Source organism: Halogranum rubrum, assembly GCF_900114455.1.
GTDB classification, from domain to species: Archaea; Halobacteriota; Halobacteria; order Halobacteriales; family Haloferacaceae; genus Halogranum; species Halogranum rubrum.
Window position 1 is genome coordinate 199,641 of the sequence record NZ_FOTC01000004.1, and the last position, 14,953, is coordinate 214,593.

Genomic DNA, 14,953 nt, shown 5'->3' on the forward strand with positions numbered 1-14,953 from the left:
GGCCTTCTCGAATACGTCTGTCTGTTTACGCATATTCAGATATCTCCATTGATGATCTCTTCGACCCGCTGGTGGTCGAACAGCTGTTCGTCGGCAGCGAACTCCGGATAGAGGTCGCCGTCCGTATACTCCGGCCACGCGCCGAACTGCTCGGGATACAGTTCCTTGGCAGTCATTTCGAGTTGAAAGAGGTTCATGAGCGGTCCTTGCCACCGCGTTCCCTGTGGGTACACCCGGTTGTTCTGGACGGCGGCTAACTCGCTTCCGACGGGGTCGTCTTCGAGGTTTTGCTTCAGTGCACCGAAATCGAAGGTTTCCGTCACCGTCCACAGTGCGAGTATCACGTCCGGGTCGGCTTCCAGCAACGCCTCCATATCGACTTGCTTGAACGGCCCCGAAATCTGGGCATCGCCGAACGCGTTGACTGCGCCGAGCGGTCGAGTGTGGGAGTTCCAGTATCCGGGAGCGTTCAACCTGAGCAGATAGATGGCCGACAGGTCCGTCGAAATAGAGATGTACGCGACAGTCGGTCGTTCTGACTCCGGCGGCAGTCCGTCTTCGATAGTTCCGAGTAAATCGTCGTGGACGGACGTGAGCGCCTCGTACCGCTCGCGTTCTCCGTACAGCGTTGCGACACGGTCGAACAACTCCCACAGGCTGTAGTACTCGTAGCCCTCGGCCCACTCCTCTGGCGGCGAGGCGCGATAGCTGCTGTAGTAGTTTCCGAGCCACGGCCCGACGTTGTTCGCTATCTCGTCGATGTCGGATCGGGTCCAGTTGTCCTGCGACGTCACCCACGCGGGGTCCACGAGATGGAGGTCACTGTCGAGTTCGTACAACTGTTCTTTCGCGAAGCCGTACTCTCCTGCCTTGTCCGCCCACTCGATTTCGAACTCGTCGAACCCAGCGGTGAAGTACTCGAGTCCCGCCACGGTTCCGTCCCACCAGAGGTTGTTGATGGTGTCACCCTGACCGAGTGCACTAGCCATATCCGGGAACCACGGGAAGTGGGTGAACACGTTGGTCGGTGGCTCATCCAGCGTCACCTCACCGACCGGTGACAGCTCGACCGAGTAGCTTGCCTCCGGCGTCGAGGTTTCCGTCTCGGTCTCCTCCGTCTCGGTGTCCGTCTGTTCTGTCGTCTCTTCTGTTGGTGTCGTGTTGCCCTCAGACTGCCCAGCGCACCCCGCGAGTAGTCCACCCGTGGCGACGACACTCCCGTACCGGAGATAGTCTCGCCTCGTCGTCCCGCGACCTTGACCTGTGTCTTCTGACATACGCTTTAGGCTCGTCTAATACCTAATAGCTGCTTTGGAATTTAGGTTGGCCTAAAGTAGAGGAGGGAACGTTAGCCTCTCGTCTCGTCGAGTAGCAAAACGTCCATCTCTCGTGTGAGCACTATCGCGAGTCACGCGTTGCTTCTGTCCGCCCACGAGGTTGCCGACCGCTTGGTCGCACAGGTGTTCGACGTCAGCCAGCGCCCTGGCTCCGCCGACCACTGTGCGGTCTGCGTCGTCGATGGACTCGAAGAACCCTGAACGGAGGCCACCGTGAAAGACGCGCTTCTCGCGAGACTGAGTCGCTATACAGACAGTGTGTAGACCCTTTCAAAGATTTAACTCACTCTGTTTAATTTCTCTGTATAGCTCTACCCCAAATCGAGCTATATCCTCTCCGGTTGTCATCTGCTATGTTAGGCAAATTCTTGATACTGTTTAAATTAGGTCTATATTTCTTGCTTTCGTTGATTATTCGGCACTCTATTTCTCTAACCCATGCTGAAGTCACTCTTATCTCTCTCCCCAGTATCTTGTATATATGATACACAACGTCATTCGTGCTCAAAAACGACTTCTGGAATTCAACCAGGTGTACAGAACTAGCTAGACTATATTTTTGTCGTGCGAAGACGGTCCTGCTAACTCAAGGCTCCTGTTACAAACCGGACGCCCTCGAAGTTCTCTCGGCGGGTCGACAGCAGCTACTCCTGGCGCAGCGAAACCTCGGCACTCACGGTGGCGATGATCATCGACACACCCTTCGTCAAATCGGGGTCACAGTCGCGTAACTGCTCAGGACGTTTGAGATCTCGGTACGTCTCTTCACTCCTGGAAGCCATCTTCGAAGACGAACGTCCCGTCTCGTTGCACGGGTTCGCCGTCGAATTCGATGACTGAATCGTCGCTCATGTCGACGATCATGTCCATGTGAATCGCGCTGTCGTTTCGGACGTGTGCCGGTCCGACTGTCTGCTCGTATGCTTGCCCGAGTGCGAGATGAACGGTATCTCCCATCTTCTCGTCGAAGAGCATGTTGTAGGTGAACTGTGTGATATCTCGGTTCATTCCGATTCCGAGTTCACCGATTCGACGCGCACCTGCATCCGTGTCGAGGACAGCGGCCAACACGTCTTCGTTGCGTTCTGCTGCATACTCGGTTACGACGCCGTCGACGAACGAGAGCGAGACGTCCCGCAGTTCGTGTCCCTGTGCGACGAGTGGTTTGTCGAAGACGACGGTCCCTTCGACACTCTCGACGACTGGTGCGGTCGAGACCTCACCACCAGGCATGTTGTGTTGTCCGTAGTCGTTGACCACCCGCATTCCCGCGACGCTCATCGAGAGGTCGGTTCCGTTGCCAGTCGCGATACGAACGTCTGCTGCCGCGTCGAGGAGGTCGACTAGTTGCTGCTGCTGTCGTCCCTGTTCGTCCCAGTCGCGATTGGTCGCGTCCCAGACGAACGCGCGGTGTTCCGCGGTACTCATCGACGCGGCTTGTGCGTCTGCGGGCGTCGGGTACTGTGTCGTCACCCACCGGGATGCGAGTCTGGCCTCCCGAATCGCTTGTCGTGCGCTCTCGTACGCCGCCCGTTTCGTGGGGTCGACGTCGCTCGTCTCGTGTGTGTTCGTCGCTCCTCTAATCGTGATGACGACGTCCGAGCGCTCTATCGCAGACAGGAGGTGCGGTTCCAGAGCGGGTTCACTGGTCGCAGTGAGATACGCGCGCTCGAAACGAGGGTTCTTCGTCACGGTCATCGCCGTCGCATCCCGGCGTGCGATTTCGTCGTAGAGCGCGACGACGAGGTCTTCGGCCGCGTGTGGAGCGATGATGAGGACTGCATCGCCAGCACCGATGTCGGTCGAGTGCGAGGCGAGAATCTCTGCCTGCGTCCGTAGAGCCGATTCCATCGACTGCCTCTCTTCGTGTGGTTGCATGACTGTTGTGTTTACCTATCGAATTCGACGATAGCGTCGAGAACGGCGTCCATCTCCTCGGGCGTATTGTAGAAGTGTGGCGACAGGCGAATGCCACCGGCACGGGAACTCACGTTGAACCCAGCGTCGAGCAGTGACGATTCGATGCGCTCGGGAGTCTCGACCTGTACGTTGACGACACCACCTCGCTGGTCGGGGTCGACTGGCGAATGGACGTCGTACCCTCGGTCGATTGCCCCATCGATCAGTTGTTGAGTGTACTCGACGACGCGTTCTCGGACTGTGTCGACTCCCACCTCCTCGATGAGGTCCATGCCCGCGCTCGCTTGATAGGCGTTCGGTGCTGGAGGCGTTCCGAGTTCGAACCGTCGTGCGCCATCGGCGAACTGTGGATTTTCCGTCTCACCGTCAAAGATGTCGTCGACGCCGAACCAGCCCATATTGAACGGTTCGAGTTCGTTGGCGAGGTCGTGGTCGACGTAGAGAAACGAGATGCCGGGCCCGCCGAGGAGGAATTTGAGCGTGCCCGCGACGAGCATATCTATCTTCTGGGCTTTGACGTCGATAGGCACCACGCCGACCGATTGGTACGCGTCCAAGAAGAGATAGCCACCGACCTCGTGAACCGCGTCGGCGACAGCCTCGACGTCCATCAGCCCGCCGGTGAACGAGTACGCGTGTGACCCGCAGACCATGAGCGTCTCTTCACTCAGTTCTGCTTCGTACCGGTCGGTCGGGACGACTGTCCCGTCGACCGAGTTGGCGACGCGGAGTGTCGCTCCTCGCTTCGCTTGTGCTCGCCAAAACTGCGGCAGCGTCGGATACTCCAAATCGCTCGTGACGATGTCACTCCGCTCGTCGTACTCCAGGGCACTCGCCACCTGCGCGAACGCTTGCGTGGCACACGAGAGGACGGCAATCTCTTCGGGTTCTGCGTTGATGAGCGCCGCAAACTGCGCTTTCGCTTGGTTCACTTTCGCGAGCCACGTCTCCCACGGGTTTCCCGACTTGACCCAGACGCGTTCGCACTCGCGACGGGCAGCGAGTCCTCGATACGGAATCGGCGAGGCCGAACAGTTGTTGAGGTGTGTTCGACCCTCTTCGGCGAGTGCTGGAAACTCTGCTCGCCACGCTTCGGTCGGCATACCAACGAGGTCGATTCGAGTGCACATATAACGAGCGGGTTTGTGTCTCGTTCTCACATAGCAACTGTTTAGTCACCGACCTGAGAGAGTACTGGCGATGGAAGCCCTAGTCATCGGTGGCGGCATCATCGGAGTGGCAACTGCCTGCCATTTGGCCGAGCGCGACGTCGACGTGACCGTAATCGAGAAGTCTCACGTCGGCGCCGGGAGCACTGGTCGCTCGGGAGGTGGCATTCGAGTCCAGTTCTCGACGTCCGTAAACGTCGAACTCTCGTTGGCGAGCAAGCAGGTGTGGGATACGTTCGAAGACGAGTTCCACACCGACATCCGCCGCCGCCGTATCGGCTATCTCTTTCTCGCACGGACCGAAGAGACGGCCGAACAGTTACGTCGTGACGTGGGGATGCAGAACGCCTTCGGTGCGACCACGGAGTTGTTGACACCCGAGGAGGCGGCCGAGTACTGCCCGAAACTCTACACCGACAAGTTCGTCGCGGCGTCGTACTCTGCTTCCGACGAGTTCGTCGACCCGAACCTCGCACTCACGGGCTACGCCGACCGCGCTCGCGAACTCGGCGTCGAGTTCCTCGTCGACGAAGTCGTCGACATCCGCGTCGAAGATGGGGCGGTAGTCGGTGTCGAGACGCCGACGCGAAAACTCGACGCGGAGTACGTCGTCAACGCCGCTGGTCCGTGGGCAGGCAACGTTGCGGCGATGGCTGGAGTCGAGTTACCGATCACACCGGAGTTACATCGGTTGGCCTTCGCGAGACCGGACGAACCGCTCCCCGAGTACGTCCCTCTGACTATCGACCTTGACTCCGGTGCGGTGTTCAGACCCGAAGAAGACGACGTCGCCGCTATCGGCGGTCACTTCGACGACCATCCACCCGCAGACCCCGACAACTTCCCACAGAAAATCGGCTTAGAGTGGACGATGAAAGCACTCGAAGGCGTCGCCGACGTCTGTGGATACTTCGGCCCCGACTCCGCGGTTACGAACGGACTGACCGGCCTCTACGCGATGACGCCGGACACCAATCCGATCATCGAAGAGACGCTCCCCGGGTTCGTCAACGCCGTCGGGTTCTCGGGTCACGGGTTCATGCACGCGCCCGCGACGGGCAAACTGGTCGCCGAACTCATCGTCGACGGCGAAGCCTCACTCGTCGATATCTCTACGTTGTCGAGCGACCGATTCGAGACGGCATCTCCGTCTGCCGAGCAGAACTTCATCTGAGCATCGTTCACCTGCTGTTTCTCCGATACGTAGTCCGGTCGTGAGCGAGCACTGGCGTGTCGTACTGTCCAGCGGTCTCTCCACGATTCACTCACAACTACTGTTCCCACTATTCGCGTGTAGGCGTCGGTACTCGTTTTCGTCGAAGGAGGGAGGATGACAGCAACGGGGACGTGGGTGCCTCTGAAACTCACCGTGGTCTCCAACTCCTGTTGGACGGTGATGGGTGACTCGCGACGCCAACCTCGGTGGGTGGCGTGATTGCACCGGTTCGTCGGGGAAGACGACCGGTGCTAGTGGTTGACCGCTTCGGCCTCGATTTCGAGCAGTAGCTCTGGCCGTGGTAACGTTTCGACTTCGATGAGCGTCGTCGCGGGTCGGACGTCACCGAAGAACTCTCGATGTGCATCGCCGATTGGCTCCCAGAGGGAGAAGTCGGCGACGTAGATTCGGGTGAGGATGACGTCCTCCGGCCCGGCATCGAGTTCGGCCAGCGACTCGCCGATCGTTTCGAGGATATGTCTCGCCTGTCGGTAAGGGTCATCGACACCAACGACCTCCCCATCTTCGACCGCCGACGTCCCAGAGACGCGAATCTGGTCACCGATGCGGACGGCCCGCGAGTAGCCGAACGTCTCTTCCCACGTCGTCCCGGTCGAATACTCCCGACGGTCGTTCATGGACTACTGTTCCTCGCTGAGCGTGAACTCGTTTTTCTTCTGTCGGTACGACCCACCCGACCCGAACTTGGGGAAGCTGAGTCGGTCGTAGGAGAAGAGTTCTTCACTCTCGTGGTAGACTGGAAGCTGCACCATATCCTCCCAGTTTGCCTCCTCGATGACGACGTAGGCTTCGTTACGGGCTTGCTCTGCAGCGTCGCTGGGGCCAGGGTTACTGGCGACTTTCTCGTCCCACGCTTCGGTGGCGCGGGTCGCCGCGTCTGTGCCGCCCCAGTTCGTGAAGCCGACGTTGTTGCCCGAGGACGTGTCGGTCTTCGGCGGGTAGAGCAACTGGAGGAAGTTGTCTGGCGTCGGCCAGTCGAACGACCAACCGAGCGTGTACGCTTCGGCGTTCCCGTTGACGAGTTGGTTCGCGAGGACGCTGAAATCTGTCCGCTTGATGACGACGTCGACGTAGACGCTCGTTAGTTGGTCGCGGAGAATCTTCGCGACCGACTCCCACTCGGCGGTGTACGTACTCAGCGTGAACTCGAATCGGTTACTGTCGCTGTATCCTGCCTCTTCGAGTACTGCTCTGGCCTCGTCTAATCGCGTCTCGTCGACACCGTAGGGGTAGTTCTCGGCGTGCTTCTCGTACTCGGCGACACCACCGGGGTAGATAGTCGGCGGGGTGAAGTGTGTCGCGGCGACGTTTCGGCTCTTGAACACCCGTTCGTTGAAGAGTTGTTGGTTCGCGACGTACGCGACGGCCTGTCGAACCGGTTTCGGGATAATCTCTGTGTTGAAACCGATGTAGCTCGAGCTAATCGTCGGCACCCGGAGATAGTTGAGCGTCTTGCCGTTTCGCGCGGGACCGTACGTGCCGACCTCGCGGCCGCGGTCGTCGGTCTCCGAAACCGAAATCTTCGCCGAGTCGTACTGGCTGGTCGGGATGTCGAACGCGTCGAGGTTCTCGTTCATCGCCGCGTTGTACTGCGCAGACGGGTCGGGGATGACCGACCACTTGACGCCAGCGACGCTCGCTTTCGTGCCGTGGTAGCCGTCGAAGCGTGTAACCGAGACCGACGTTCCAGACGTGTACGACTCGAACTCGAAGGGGCCACAGCCGACCGGATTCGTCGCGAACTCCTCTTGGCTCATCTCTCCTTCGTATCCGTCGATGTCGCCGACGACTCCTTCCGGGAGGACGGCGAATGCGGAGTACGCCATCACCTGCAGTGCAGCGTGGAACGGCTCTGTCAGCGTCACCTCCAACGTGGACTCGTCGAGTGCTTCGACCGCCATACTTCCCGGGACGTAGTTCCCCTCGTCGTCCGTCTCGTGTGCGACGCCGAGAGTACTGAGGAGATAGTAGTCTCGTCCGGAGTTCGGCGAGGCTGCGAGGCGCTCCCACGAGTAGACGACATCCGCTGCCGAGAACGTCGCATCGTTGTGGAAGGTCACGCCGTCTTTGAGCGAGAACTGATACGTCGTCCCATCGTCAGAGATCTCGTAGTCCGTCGCGAGGAGGGCTTCGACGTTCGGCTCTCCATTCGGATAGGTGATGAGCCCATCGAAGATGTTCACGCCGACTTCGGCGTCCGAAGACGTCGTCGCCGGAATCGGGTCGAGTGTCCGGACACCACTACTGAGGAGATTGAGCGTCTGCGTGCTCGACGTGTCTCCGTTGCCCGACGTCGACTCGGTCGTCTCTGTCTCTGACTCCGTCCCCGTGTCAGCCGTCCCACCGTCGTCGTTGCTCGGGTCGTTCTGCGAACTGCACCCTGCGAGTGCAACCGCCGAGCCAACACCACCAGTCGCGAGTAAGAAGCGTCTGCGTGTCAATTCGTCACTTGCTGCCATGGTGCGTACCATTCTCGCATCTCTATAAATAACTTTTCATCCGAATGAAGGTATCCCCCAGCCCCATCGCTGGAACACCGAGATGTACTCTGTTCAGTCGATGACGAGGTCGGTGTGATACTCGGTGAGGTTCTCGTACCCGTCTTCGGTGACGACGACGAGGTCTTCGATGCGAACGCCGCCGACGCCTTGTTCGTACAGTCCGGGTTCGATGGTGATGACGTGACCCGCTTTCAGTTCCTCTCCACCGAGGCCGATTCGGGGTGCTTCGTGTACGTCGAGTCCGACACCGTGGCCGGTGCTGTGGAAGAAGCCGTCTTCTGTCGACTCGTCCGTCCGGAGCGTCGGATAGCCAGCCGCTTCGTAGACGTCGCAGACGGCGTCGTGAACGTCTTCGCCCGTAATACCTGCCCGAACGGTGTCGAGCGCCGCCCGATACGCGTCGTAGGTGAGTTCGTACCACTCGGTAACCTGTTCACTCGGTTCTCCTTTCACGAAAGTTCGCGTCATGTCTGCGTTGTAGCCCGTCGCGTTGTGCTTCGGGAAGATGTCGACGGTGATGTTCGTGTGGGCTCGGAGCGGACCACTGCCCCGTTCGTGTGCACGCGCAGAGTCAGGTCCACAGGCGATGATGCTGTCGTCGAGACTACAGCCGTGGTCGATGAGCGTCTTCTCGACGGCGGTTCGCGCGAACTCGCTCGTCAGCTTCTCTCCCTCGTAATAGAGAAACTCCCCGTCGATAGTCGCGTCCGTGAGTAACGCTTCGACCGTCCGAACGGCGGCCTCGTTCGCCTTCTGTGCGGTTCGAATGTGCTCGATCTCCTCGGCAGATTTAACGGCTCGAATCGTGTCGACTGTGTCTTCTGCGTCGGCGACGACAGAAATATCGAACTCACGAAGTCCGTCTGCAACCCCGGTCGGGAACGTCTCGGGGACGGCAACAGAGTCGATGTCGTATGCGGCGAGGAAGTCCACGAGCGACCGAATGCGACCTTCGGTTGGGCCAAACGCTTCGACGTTTGCTGCATATTCGAACTCAGAGAGTTTCCGTACCTCGTCCGCACTGCTGTCGGTCTTCGCACGCGTGTACTCTAACCCCGACATGAGTAATACGACACCACGTTGCGAATACAGGGTGATAAATCGGTCCGGTGCGTGGTAGCCCGAGAGGTAGTACTGGTTCGAATCCTCACCGTCGGCATCTAGCAAGTAGCCGTCCACGTCGAGATCAGAGAGTCGCTCGTCCAACGCGGCGTATGTCGTACCCATACCAGAGGCACCTATCGAGTGTATATGAATATTTCTCCTCGTAACATCTGCCAGCGGAACGCCCGAACTGATATCCTGTTCGCGAGCTACGAACGACGAGTTCTGTAGCTTCGTGGCTGTGAATCGGGGATGAATTCCAGAATCCGGGATTTACGTGGCACTTTAGTTTGACTTCGTCTCTCTGCCGTGTCGTTCTGTTTGCAACTCTCTCACTATTCGATATCTCGTCAGTAAATTCGCTTCTATGCGTAACGCTATTCGCACAGTGCGAACAGTTAAGCTGTGAGACGAGACAGACACTGTCATGGACTCCCCGACGCAACCACGTGAGGTACAGGCGACGAAAACCTCGTTCAGACTCATCGAGGCTATCCAAGAGTCGGGTGGCGCAGGGGTCAGCGAACTGGCTAGTCGACTCGACCTGGCGAAGAGTACAGTCGTCTACCATCTTACGACACTCGAACGCCAAGAGTATCTCGTTCAGGAGGGTTCCGAGTATCACCTCGGACTCCGGTTCTTCAAACTGGGACAGGATGCGATGGGTCGACGACTGCCGGACGCAGCCCGGAAAAAAGTCAAAGACCTCGCAGCGAAAACCGACGCCGAAGCGGACTACTCTGTCGAAGAGTACGGCTACATCGTCTTGCTCTACGACCAAGCAGACAGTTCCGCGGAACCCGGGTTCAAAACCGGCTCTCACCACAGAATGCACAACAACGCAGCAGGGAAGGCGATTCTCGCGACGTGGGACGACAGCCGAGTAGACGAGTACGTCACGCAGGTAGGATTACCAACACGGACGGAACACACGATTGGTTCACGTGCTGAACTGCTCGAAGAGCTCGCACAGGTCCGTGAGCAGGGGTACGCACTCAACGACGAGGAGTACATGCGCGGATATCGCTCAGTGAGTATGGTCGTCGACGACGCCGACGGTGGTGTCTACGGTGCGCTCACCGTTGGCGGTCCAAGCTACCGAGTGAGCCGTGAGACGCTCCAGACTGAGTTCCGCGTTCCGCTCGCTCAGGCCGTAGACGAACTGCGTACGGAACTCGAATCGAGCTATCCGAGGTAACGTGTTCGCAGGTTGCGAATGATGAGGGGCCACTCGTGTTACAACCCTACGTGTGTAATTCCTACGCGTCGACATCGACTGCAATTCCCGAACTGACGTTCGACCGTCGAGCGATGGTGTGAGTTGTTGACCGACGCAGACTTGTACATTATACACAAGAATTCGTAGCTAATCGACCAGCAGGTCACTCTTCGAATGGGGATTCACGATCCATCCTTCAGCGTATGAAGCGAGCGTCTCGCTGATTTCATTCTGTCTCACTACTCTGAGTCTCAGTTCGAGAGTGACACAGAACTGTCTACACAATCAAACGTTCAACAATAATTATCGGGTCAATGCGACCGTACTTTGCAGACACGTCGTGCGGAGAAACTGCCGTCAGTCGGTGCCGTGCTGTGTGAGTAGTGCGATGTCGAGAACGGGGTTTGATTCGGAGTTATATTGTGCTTTGCGAACAACAATGTCTGGCAGATTTCGTCTGCCACCTCGTCGACGACGACTCGCATCGGCGCGAGAGTGATGGGTCCGAGCGCGGCCAGTCGGACAAGGTCCGAACTCGGAGCGCCCCCATCCGATTCGCGGCTTGCCGCTCTCCTACGAGAGGTCGAACAGCGAGAGGTTCGCCGCGTCGTCGCTATCGGTCAGTCGCTCGACGCCGATTGCCGCATCAAGTCTGGTGTTCGATTCGTAGTACAGCCACGGCGTACCACCGTCGTCCGTCACGAGGAACGGCGAACTACACCGTCCGCCGTCGGGCGAACCGCTCGTCGCTTGGTTGAACATGCCCAAGTGGTTCTCCATGTCGATGTTCTCGCCCACCTCGGCGACCCACTGGTTGCCGTCGGAGGTGTGGAAGGCGAGACAGTACATCCCGTCATAGCGGAAGAAGAACGGCCCGGAGACGTTGCCGTCGTGCTCCGGTTGTGGCGAGATGACTTCGTCCGGGTCGACGGTCCAGTTCTTCCCGTCGGTGGATGTCGCGAAGCGGATGTGTCGGGTCCCGCCCTGATTGCTCATGAAGAACATCGTGTACCGATTCGACCGGTTCGGAATCGAGTACTCGTAGACCCGGGCGTAGGAACTCTCGGACGACCCCGAGTACATCGAGGTGTCGACGGCGTCACCGCCGTAGTCGAACGTCGCCCCGTCGTCGCCGCTGTCGTACCACCAGCGCGTGACGTGGTTGTCGCCGTGTGCGTAGAGCAGCACTTTGCCGTACTCGTCGGCGAAGATGGCGTGTGGAGACGAGATATGAGAGACGCCACTGAAGTCACTCGGGTCGATAATTGGGTTGCCCGCGTACTCGGTCCACGACCCATCACCGAGCGTGTCCGAGTAGAACAGCGCGACGCCGACTGTCTCACCGTCCTTCGTCGCTGACGTTCCGTGTGGGGCACAGTAGAGGTGGTACTTCCCGAGCGGGTTGGCTATCTTCGACGTCTCGATGATCGAGGGGAAGATGAACTCGTCGCCGGGAGAGTAGCTCTGTTGTGCGGGGTCGAACGCCAGTCCCTGATTCGAGAACGCGATGTCGGTCACGCTGTCGCTACTGGTCAACTCGGCCGACCCCGGGTTCTCGTACAGCGTCGACACCTCCGCAGCACTGAGAGAACGAGCGTACGTTCGGACTTGGTCGAGACGTCCGTCCCAGTAGCCGTGGTCACCCTCGTCGCCCCCGAGTTGGATGTTTCCGTGCGTGGCGAGTTGCCCGCTGGCGGACGTGCTGTCGACTTCGGTTCCGTCGACGAACAGTCTCAACGTCCCGCCGCCGAACGTCGCGACGAGGTGCGTCCAGTCACCGACCGACGGCGACCCGCCGGTCACTTTCTGTAACGTCCCACCGAGACGTGCGGCGAACCCCCACACGTCGTCACCGACGTCGTACCACATCGACGTGTCGGCACTCGGCCAGTCGCCGAGGATGGCTTTGTCCTCGCCGAGTGCGGTGGCGTTCACCCACACCGAGTAGGCTCCGCTCGACGCACCCGAGAGTGGGTGGGGGACGTCGACGGCGTCGCCGGCGTCGAACGAGAAGCAGTCACCGGCGATACCGCTCGCCCCGGGCGACGCACCGCTGACTGTCCCGTCGTAGCCGTTCCCCGACGAGTCGGCTGCAGTCGTCCCCTCGAACTCGTAGAACGAGGCGAGTGCGCCTTCGTACGCCGACGCGACGCCCGTCAGTGACGAGGTCAGACCGAGACCCCCTGCCCCGAGGACGCCGAGTGATTTGAGTACGGTTCTCCGTTCGATGTCGAATCTGTCTTGCATAGCTGGTGCTCTCCGTCAGTCTACTGTTTCGTAGACCATCTCGTCAAGTGATGGCATGGAACTTATACTCTTCGGATGAGTGATTAATTTTATAATTTAGTCTCAACTACGGAACGGTGTGTTCGTGCACCGTTTGTCCGTCGTCGCTCCTCGTCAGTGTGACTCCGTCGTCGACGACACCTCGACAGCGTCGCCGTCGGTAGCGTCTAGCGTTTCCGCCGGGCCGAGCAGGCGATAGACGAGTCGGCACGCCTCACCACGAGTGAGTTCGTGAGTGTCTGTGTCGGCATCGACGTCGACGCTCGTGAAGGGGTCATCTTCGCTCTCACCGACGGGGACAGTCGAGTCGAACTCCTCACGGAGCAGTTCAACGAACGTCTCACGGTCGACGCTTGGTGACGCCTCCTCAGCGTGCCGTGTCGACGCCGCACGCGCAGTGGCGTCGACGGTCTCACCACTTTCGAGCAGGGCCGCCGTCCGCGCCCACGACGCAGCGACGGGTTCCGTGAGTGGGTCCTCCGGGCGCACGTCGTAGGAGTCGAAAAAGCCCTTCGCTCCGAGGAACTGCACGGCGGCGGCCCACGGGTCGTCCTGTGCGGTATCGACGTCGTTGAAGAACGACAGCGAGACGCTCGCTTCGGCGAGACGGCCTTGCAGTTCGGCCACGTCGAGCGACGCTGGAGCGACGTCTCGGTCGTCGGCTAACGACGCTGCGAACCCTGCCGCCTCGCCGATGTGCATCCACGTCGGTTCCAATCGGATGGTACCGTAGGCGACGTGTGTCGTCGAGAGCGGAACTGAGACGAGCAGGTTGTCGACGGACTTCGGGAGGAGCGCCCGATACGGAACCTGCGACGGCCGCGTCACCTGAGAGGCGTAGAAGAACCCCTCGGGTTGCCCACCTGCTTGTCGGACTTCTCGACAGGCGTGTGAGTCGAGTGGGTACTCCGCGTAGGCGATGGCGTCCTCGTGGACGGGTGCCCTGTCGAGTCCGGGTTCGAGACGCGCGTCCGACTCCGAAATCGTGTACTGTCCGTCGAGACGCCGTGCTTCGCGCACGTAGAACTGCCACGGGAAGTTGTCGTTGTCCTCGAACTCGTCGGCGGCGAGTCCCCACTGCCGCGCCTCCTCGCGCACCTCTTCGGGGACTGCGTCGTCGTTCTGGAGGAAGTAGAGCAACCCGAGTGCATGTTCCCGGTGCCGACGTGCCGTCTCGTGACGCCGTTCCCACGACGCCTCCGGGTAGTCGTGGTTCGTCCCCGGCAGGTCTGCCGCGTTCATGTCTGCCTTGTCGTTCGGGAGATATCGGAGCGTCAGATAGTGCCGCAGTCCCGACGCCTCGATGTCCGGTAGGACGTGCACAAACTCTTCACGGTCGTACGTCGCTGGCTTCTCCGGTAGTCGGCGGTTGTCGGGGTCACGACAGAGACACAGACGGAAGTTGTACGCCTGAATCGCGTCGTCGCCGGTGCCGTCGCTGCCGGGGAAAATCTCCGTCAACCCTGCGGGATGCGGAACCAAATCGAGTTTCCCGCGGCGTTTCTCTTCGGGGACGTCTAACGGTCCGCGCCGGTCCATCGGTGCGCTGTCGTCCTCGTTGCCGACGGCTTCACGCGGGTAGAACCGGTCGCCACGGATGCCGGTGAAGATGCGCCCGGCGAACTGCTCGTTGTACTCCGACCGTGACTCACGGCCGATGCGATAGTCGACGCCGACTGCGGCCATGAGGTCACCCTCGTACGTCGCGTCGACGAACACTGCGGCGTCCTCGGTGAACGTGTCGTCGGCTTCGAACGCCCGGAAGGTGACGGATTCGACCGTCTCGTTGGCCCGTGTCGCCGACTCGGGGTAGTAGCCGCGGACGACGGTCAGATTCTCCTCGTCGACGACGAGCGTCTCGAATATCTCTTCGGCGACGTGTGGCTCGAAGATGTAGCCGTCTTCGCAGTGTTCGTACTGCGTCGACGCTCGGCCGTAGGTGGTCTCGTAGTGGTCGCGAACCCGCTGGAAGAAGCCTTCGAGAAGTGGGGACCGCGGCTTCATCACGAGCGTGTCGGTGTAGCTCAGTCCGCCTGCCATCATCCCGCCGAGGTTGTCGTTGTACGTGACGAGGAGCGTCTCCGTCCCCTCTCGCGCGGCGCGAACCGCGGTTGCGATACCGCCTGCCGACCCGCCGACGACGACGGTGGTGTAAGATTCGTCTGTCTGCATTGGAGTCT

At 59.9% G+C, this 14,953-nt stretch carries 12 protein-coding genes; 3 read left to right on the forward strand and 9 right to left on the reverse strand.

Features of this window, described 5'->3' with window-relative positions; genetic code table 11:
- Positions 1-35 precede the first annotated feature (35 nt).
- Entirely contained in the window at positions 36-1,277 is a 1,242-nt protein-coding gene (locus tag BM083_RS16880) for an ABC transporter substrate-binding protein (RefSeq protein ID WP_089870851.1), read from the reverse strand.
- 114 nt (positions 1,278-1,391) lie between these two features.
- Between BM083_RS16880 and BM083_RS23460 the strand changes: the two genes are divergently transcribed.
- A complete protein-coding gene (locus BM083_RS23460) occupies positions 1,392-1,538 on the forward strand; it encodes a hypothetical protein (RefSeq protein WP_177197673.1) in 147 nt (48 codons plus the stop codon).
- 443 nt (positions 1,539-1,981) lie between these two features.
- On the opposite strand, the gene BM083_RS23465 is transcribed toward BM083_RS23460, so the two are convergent.
- The 3 genes from BM083_RS23465 to BM083_RS16890 are packed head-to-tail and all read right to left on the reverse strand — an operon-like array spanning position 1,982 to position 4,360.
- Complete coding sequence (locus tag BM083_RS23465) at positions 1,982-2,119, reverse strand: hypothetical protein (RefSeq protein ID WP_177197674.1); 138 nt, start codon at positions 2,117-2,119, stop codon at positions 1,982-1,984.
- Positions 2,103-3,188, reverse strand: a complete 1,086-nt coding sequence (locus BM083_RS16885) for an aminopeptidase (protein ID WP_089870853.1) — start codon at positions 3,186-3,188, stop codon at positions 2,103-2,105. The genes BM083_RS23465 and BM083_RS16885 overlap by 17 nt, the downstream gene beginning before the upstream one ends.
- Before the next feature lie 38 nt (positions 3,189-3,226).
- Positions 3,227-4,360, reverse strand: a complete 1,134-nt coding sequence (locus BM083_RS16890; RefSeq protein WP_177197675.1) for an aminotransferase class V-fold PLP-dependent enzyme — start codon at positions 4,358-4,360, stop codon at positions 3,227-3,229.
- Positions 4,361-4,457: 97 nt separating this feature from the next.
- On the opposite strand from BM083_RS16890, the gene BM083_RS16895 reads away from it, so the two are divergent.
- On the forward strand, positions 4,458-5,600 hold the full coding sequence (locus BM083_RS16895) for an NAD(P)/FAD-dependent oxidoreductase (protein ID WP_009377438.1): 1,143 nt from the start codon (positions 4,458-4,460) through the stop codon (positions 5,598-5,600).
- 293 nt (positions 5,601-5,893) lie between these two features.
- Here BM083_RS16895 and BM083_RS16900 read toward each other — a convergent pair whose 3' ends face one another.
- The 3 genes from BM083_RS16900 to BM083_RS16910 all read right to left on the reverse strand — a co-directional run bounded on the left by BM083_RS16900 (position 5,894) and on the right by BM083_RS16910 (position 9,391).
- Positions 5,894-6,280, reverse strand: coding sequence for a RidA family protein (locus tag BM083_RS16900; RefSeq protein ID WP_089870858.1), 387 nt, complete (start codon positions 6,278-6,280; stop codon positions 5,894-5,896).
- Positions 6,281-6,283: 3 nt separating this feature from the next.
- Positions 6,284-8,122, reverse strand: coding sequence for an ABC transporter substrate-binding protein (locus tag BM083_RS16905; protein WP_089870862.1), 1,839 nt, complete (start codon positions 8,120-8,122; stop codon positions 6,284-6,286).
- Positions 8,123-8,215: 93 nt separating this feature from the next.
- Entirely contained in the window at positions 8,216-9,391 is a 1,176-nt protein-coding gene (locus tag BM083_RS16910; protein WP_089870864.1) for a M24 family metallopeptidase, read from the reverse strand.
- A gap of 304 nt (positions 9,392-9,695) precedes the next feature.
- Between BM083_RS16910 and BM083_RS16915 the strand changes: the two genes are divergently transcribed.
- A complete protein-coding gene (locus tag BM083_RS16915) occupies positions 9,696-10,466 on the forward strand; it encodes an IclR family transcriptional regulator (RefSeq protein WP_089870866.1) in 771 nt (256 codons plus the stop codon).
- Between the two features lie 594 nt (positions 10,467-11,060).
- Here BM083_RS16915 and BM083_RS16920 read toward each other — a convergent pair.
- Entirely contained in the window at positions 11,061-12,734 is a 1,674-nt protein-coding gene (locus tag BM083_RS16920) for a LamG domain-containing protein (RefSeq protein WP_089870868.1), read from the reverse strand.
- A gap of 153 nt (positions 12,735-12,887) precedes the next feature.
- Positions 12,888-14,945, reverse strand: a complete 2,058-nt coding sequence (locus BM083_RS16925; protein WP_089870870.1) for an FAD-dependent oxidoreductase — start codon at positions 14,943-14,945, stop codon at positions 12,888-12,890.
- Positions 14,946-14,953: the final 8 nt, after the last annotated feature.